Here is a 4,843-nt window from a genome sequence, read left to right as displayed (position 1 = left end):
TATGTATCCGCTCATGAGACAATAACCCTGATAAATGCTTCAATAATATTGAAAAATGACTTCTTAACGTGAGTTTTCGTTCCACTGAGCGTCAGACCCCTAATCCCAGCTGTAGCGGCCTGATTACATCCGGCCGCTACACCTAGCTCCACCTTCAAACAAGGAATATCGTTGATGTCACTGTATCGCCGTCTAGTTCTGCTGTCTTGTCTCTCATGGCCGCTGGCTGGCTTTTCTGCCACCGCGCTGACCAACCTCGTCGCGGAACCATTCGCTAAACTCGAACAGGACTTTGGCGGCTCCATCGGTGTGTACGCGATGGATACCGGCTCAGGCGCAACTGTAAGTTACCGCGCTGAGGAGCGCTTCCCACTGTGCAGCTCATTCAAGGGCTTTCTTGCTGCCGCTGTGCTGGCTCGCAGCCAGCAGCAGGCCGGCTTGCTGGACACACCCATCCGTTACGGCAAAAATGCGCTGGTTCCGTGGTCACCCATCTCGGAAAAATATCTGACAACAGGCATGACGGTGGCGGAGCTGTCCGCGGCCGCCGTGCAATACAGTGATAACGCCGCCGCCAATTTGTTGCTGAAGGAGTTGGGCGGCCCGGCCGGGCTGACGGCCTTCATGCGCTCTATCGGCGATACCACGTTCCGTCTGGACCGCTGGGAGCTGGAGCTGAACTCCGCCATCCCAGGCGATGCGCGCGATACCTCATCGCCGCGCGCCGTGACGGAAAGCTTACAAAAACTGACACTGGGCTCTGCACTGGCTGCGCCGCAGCGGCAGCAGTTTGTTGATTGGCTAAAGGGAAACACGACCGGCAACCACCGCATCCGCGCGGCGGTGCCGGCAGACTGGGCAGTCGGAGACAAAACCGGAACCTGCGGAGTGTATGGCACGGCAAATGACTATGCCGTCGTCTGGCCCACTGGGCGCGCACCTATTGTGTTGGCCGTCTACACCCGGGCGCCTAACAAGGATGACAAGCACAGCGAGGCCGTCATCGCCGCTGCGGCTAGACTCGCGCTCGAGGGATTGGGCGTCAACGGGCAGTAAGGCTCTGAAAATCATCTATTGGCCCACCACCGCCGCCCTTGCGGGCGGCATGGATTACCAACCACTGTCACATTTAGGCTAGGAGTCTGCGCGGCAGAGCCGTGTGACCGGTTTTCTGTAGAGCACTGACGATGGCGGCGGCGCTCTCTGCAATTGGCAAGGCGTCGGCGCCAAGGATACCAATCTTGCGGCGCGCGGCGTGTTATGACGACTGGGGTGCATTTGAGCCGCCCCATTTAACCTTCGCCCTCACAGATACGCCATTCGCCTCAGATTTAGCGCCATGCAGACGAGCTTCCACTCGGCTTGCACCTTGTCCAGGCCCCTCATGCTGAACTGACGCAATCCCATCACCGCCTTGATCCAACCATTCGGAGCCTCCACGATCGACTTGCGCCGGCGGTAAGCTGCATCGCCTTGCTCCGTTTTCAATTTCGCCGCAATCGCCGCCGTATGCGGATGGGTCTTGGCATTGACCTTGGCATCTTCACGTCCCTCGCGGCCGAGGGCAACGATGACATCGCCGTGGTGATCGGCGACCTTTGCCAGAACAGCCTCACTACGGAATCCCGCATCCGCCAGCGTCTGGGCCGGCATTTCTCCGGTGTTGGCCTGAACTGCTGCCAGCATGCCCAGCAGCGCCTGACTGTCCGCGGCGCAGTTGGTCAACTCCGCCGCCACGATGATCTGGTGCTCGGCATCGACCGCTGTGTACCCGTTGTAGCTCTGCTCGGAGCCACCACCGGCGTGTTTCATGATCCGGCTGTCCGGATCGGTGAAGCTTTCCTGATCACGGTCATCCGGCACACCAAACTCGCGTTTGTACGAGCCACCGCCCTTGTCCGAGCCATCCGGATGGCGAGGCCGGCGGCCATCGTCTTCGCTGCGCCCCCGGGCCTGGTCCGCTTCACGCTGGCGCGCTTCCAGGCGCGCCTTTGCCGCCTGGATCGCCTCCAGGCGCTTCTCGCGGCGAGAAATCTCGGCAGGAATGTCCAGCTCCGGCTCGTTACGCTCCTGGTCGTCGGTAGCCTTGGCGCGATCAAGCAGCGCCTTGATCTCGCAATGCAATTCGTCCTCGGCCGGCTTCATGCGCTTATAGCTCATCGCCTTGTGGTCGCCATGTTTGGCGGCTTCGTATTCAGGTTCTTTAGAGAGATCCTTTAGATCGCCGTTCCTCACTACTGCCGGGAAGTCTCCCCAGGGAGCACGTTCGGCCTTATGTTCGGTCATGGTTTCAATCCCGGTCAGCGTCCCATATAGCCCCGAAACCTGCCAGGTGGGCCAAGATAGACCAGGCACCATAAGCAATAGGGCTAGGGTTGGTTTTGCTCACCCAACGCCTGAAGGTTCGGGTTCCCTTTCCGCTGCCTCTCTCACCAGGCAAACCAACGAGATCAGCGACATCAACGCCACTGAGAGGCTTACTAAGCCCTTTTCGTTGCCTAATCAGCTCCAACACCTCTTTGATTTCATCGGCGGTTGGAGCCTGCCAATCTTCAGCGAACGGCCTAAGCGTTTCAGGTCTAATCATGCGATAAATCCTCAAATAGCCCCGGTCAATGCCGGGGCTTTTTTATCAATGGGTAACGGTCGCGGCGGCCTCCCGATACGCCTTCAGTTCAATCAAGAGCAAGCCAAGCTCCCGCATCTTCATGCGCGGCATATGAACGGGGCGGCGGGCCGTCAGAGCGTCGCCAATGTGTTTTGCAAGTGATACAATATCCGTATTCATCGCGTTTATCCTCAAATTGACCGGTGAAAGCCCCTGTGATTGGTTGCAGCCATACCAGGGGCACCATTTCTTTTTCTACCTATGCACCTCCTTTAAGAGCCCCGGCCATCACCGGGGCTTTCTGTTGCTAGTCTATTGCGGCCAAGATGGCCTCTTTTTCGTCATGCTCACAAGCCCAATCCCGCAAGCTGTGATACAGCCTTGAAAACCGCTCCTGGTCAGCGCCTTCTGTGTGAAATGACAGATGGCTATAGAGGTAGAGGCAAGCGGTAATCCCGGCAGCATCGGCGCTCATTTGGCCACTAAAGTAGTTCATGGCCTCGATGTTCAGCATTTCATCACGACGCCCAGGAGCCATATAAAAGCCGCCGTTCGACAGCTCCCACATAAGCCAATAAGCCCCGCGATACTCGCGGCAGAGCCCTTTCATTTGCTGGTAAAGCATCGACTCGAAAACCACATAGAAACGGCCTACATAGCGGGGCATTGCAGCCATACGGCGAGGGGTGGCGACCAGGGAGCAGATCAGGGGATTAAGTTCTGTTTGCATCATCGGAGTTCTCCGGTATTGACCGTGGCGGGTGCCCGGCCTTCTGAGATATATAATAGGCCATTTTGGCCTATTGTGTCAAGCGGGTACAATAAAAAATAGGCCAAATCGGCCTACTTTTTTTCTCTCCAACTGAGCCACATTTTATTCAGCTCCAGGCTGCGGGCTGGCCAATCTGGCAGATTCACCGCATGGGCGCGGTAGTTGATCCGAGTATTCAGAGTGCAACGGGGAAAGGGGTTGGCCACCTTGCAGTAACGATAAAACAGACCGACGAGGCGAGCACCGTAACGATCACGCTCCCAGGTCAAAACGTTGTGCATATGCTCGCGGCGTTCGCGTATCCATTCTCGATAGAGTTGGTGAAAGGTGCGGTTAGCTGTGTGGATCATCGGAGTTCTCCGGTATTGACCGTGGCGGGTGCCCGGTCTTCTTAATTAAGATTATAGGCCAAAATGGCCTACTATGGCAAGAAAAAGCGCGCTCTACGTTAAAAAAATCACGTAGTCGCGGGGGATTGCCGCCAAGATTTCGCATAGCGTCGCCTGATTTCGTACGTACGAAATGGGCCACCTGGTCGAGCTGCTGCCGATGCCTGGTGAGTTGGCCACCTGGTTGATTTCCTTCTGGCGTCCAGATCTGAACTTGGCCACCTGGTCGAGCTGCTGCCGGTGCCTGGTAAGTTGGCCACCTGGTTGATTTCCTTCTGGCGTCCAGATCTGAACTTGGCCACCCGGTCGAGCTGCTGCCGGTGCCTGGTAAGTTGGCCACCTGGTCGAACTGCTGCCGGATCTAAAGGTGGAATATTAAGCAGGTAGTGATAGACTGAGATCCAGCATGGCTATACGCCTGCTAACCCCTCAAAAGAAAGCAGCCTCTAGGGCTGCCATCCGTTACGAAATCTCACTCACTTTGAAATAGCCATCTAAACGGCTTTACACCTGGCCGCCTGAAGGGCAACCGCTGAGGCTTCGCCATTAGTAATAGGGGAGGGACTTGTCTCACTGTTTTGTTGAGGTGAAGGCTTGCCCAGGCGATACCATTTAGCCCGGCTCATGCCCATAGCTTCCCAGGGCTTTTGCCTGCTCAATGAGTTGGCTTCATAGGCTTCACGCTCAAGCTGGCCAGCGGCGCGGCGACGTTCTTCATCACGCAGTCTATCGCGCTCTCTGCGGCGCTTCTGAGCCTCGTCAGTGCTGATAATCGTCTTCAGTTGCTCTTGTTCTTGCTGTGAGATCTGGAATAGGTTGATCAGCGTGTCGTTTTTGGGCGTGTATAGCGGTGCAAACGACTTTCCGCCGAACTCGACACGTTCCCCAGCCTCATAGGATTTCGCCTTGCTGTAGAGCGTCATAAGCTCTTTGGAGCGGTAAGACCAACGAGTATCCAGCTCGGAGGAAAGAGCGGCGGCCTCATGGTACATCTGGGCGCTGTTTGTTGCCCCGGAGAGAAGGAGAAAGTTAAGACGCCAGAAAAGAGGCACTGTTGCAAATAGTCGGTGGTGA

At 56.6% G+C, this 4,843-nt stretch carries 4 protein-coding genes and 1 pseudogene; 1 reads left to right on the top strand and 4 read right to left on the bottom strand.

All coding sequences use genetic code 11. The annotated features are described in order from the left end of the window. Positions 1 to 174: 174 nt before the first annotated feature. Complete coding sequence (locus HG542_RS36655; RefSeq protein WP_004199234.1) at positions 175 to 1,056, top strand: carbapenem-hydrolyzing class A beta-lactamase KPC-2; 882 nt, start codon at positions 175 to 177, stop codon at positions 1,054 to 1,056. A gap of 249 nt (positions 1,057 to 1,305) precedes the next feature. On the opposite strand, the pseudogene HG542_RS36650 reads toward HG542_RS36655, so the two are convergent. From HG542_RS36650 to HG542_RS36635, 4 genes and pseudogenes are all read right to left on the bottom strand, one after another. After that, positions 1,306 to 2,169: pseudogene (locus HG542_RS36650) on the bottom strand (IS1182-like element ISKpn6 family transposase); the annotation flags it as partial. A gap of 463 nt (positions 2,170 to 2,632) precedes the next feature. Beyond that, positions 2,633 to 2,788: a hypothetical protein gene (locus HG542_RS36645; RefSeq protein ID WP_013213988.1), complete on the bottom strand. Its 156-nt coding sequence runs from the start codon at positions 2,786 to 2,788 to the stop codon at positions 2,633 to 2,635. A 127-nt stretch (positions 2,789 to 2,915) separates the two neighbouring features. After that, positions 2,916 to 3,341: an antirestriction protein gene (locus tag HG542_RS36640; protein WP_013213989.1), complete on the bottom strand. Its 426-nt coding sequence runs from the start codon at positions 3,339 to 3,341 to the stop codon at positions 2,916 to 2,918. A 922-nt stretch (positions 3,342 to 4,263) separates the two neighbouring features. Further along, a partial coding sequence (locus HG542_RS36635) for a hypothetical protein (protein WP_498063299.1) occupies positions 4,264 to 4,843 on the bottom strand: 580 nt, incomplete at its 5' end.

The organism is Streptomyces morookaense (assembly GCF_013030945.1).
GTDB classification, from domain to species: domain Bacteria; phylum Actinomycetota; class Actinomycetes; order Streptomycetales; family Streptomycetaceae; genus Streptomyces; species Streptomyces morookaensis.
This window is presented reverse-complemented; position numbering and strand designations above follow the sequence as displayed.

What these genes read in the sequence shown, in the direction of transcription:
- HG542_RS36655 (WP_004199234.1), top strand. Translation starts at nt 175, where the DNA reads ATGTCACTGTATCGCCGTCTAGTTCTGCTGTCTTGTCTCTCATGGCCG.
- HG542_RS36645 (WP_013213988.1), bottom strand. Translation starts at nt 2,788, where the DNA reads ATGAATACGGATATTGTATCACTTGCAAAACACATTGGCGACGCTCTG.
- HG542_RS36640 (WP_013213989.1), bottom strand. Translation starts at nt 3,341, where the DNA reads ATGATGCAAACAGAACTTAATCCCCTGATCTGCTCCCTGGTCGCCACC.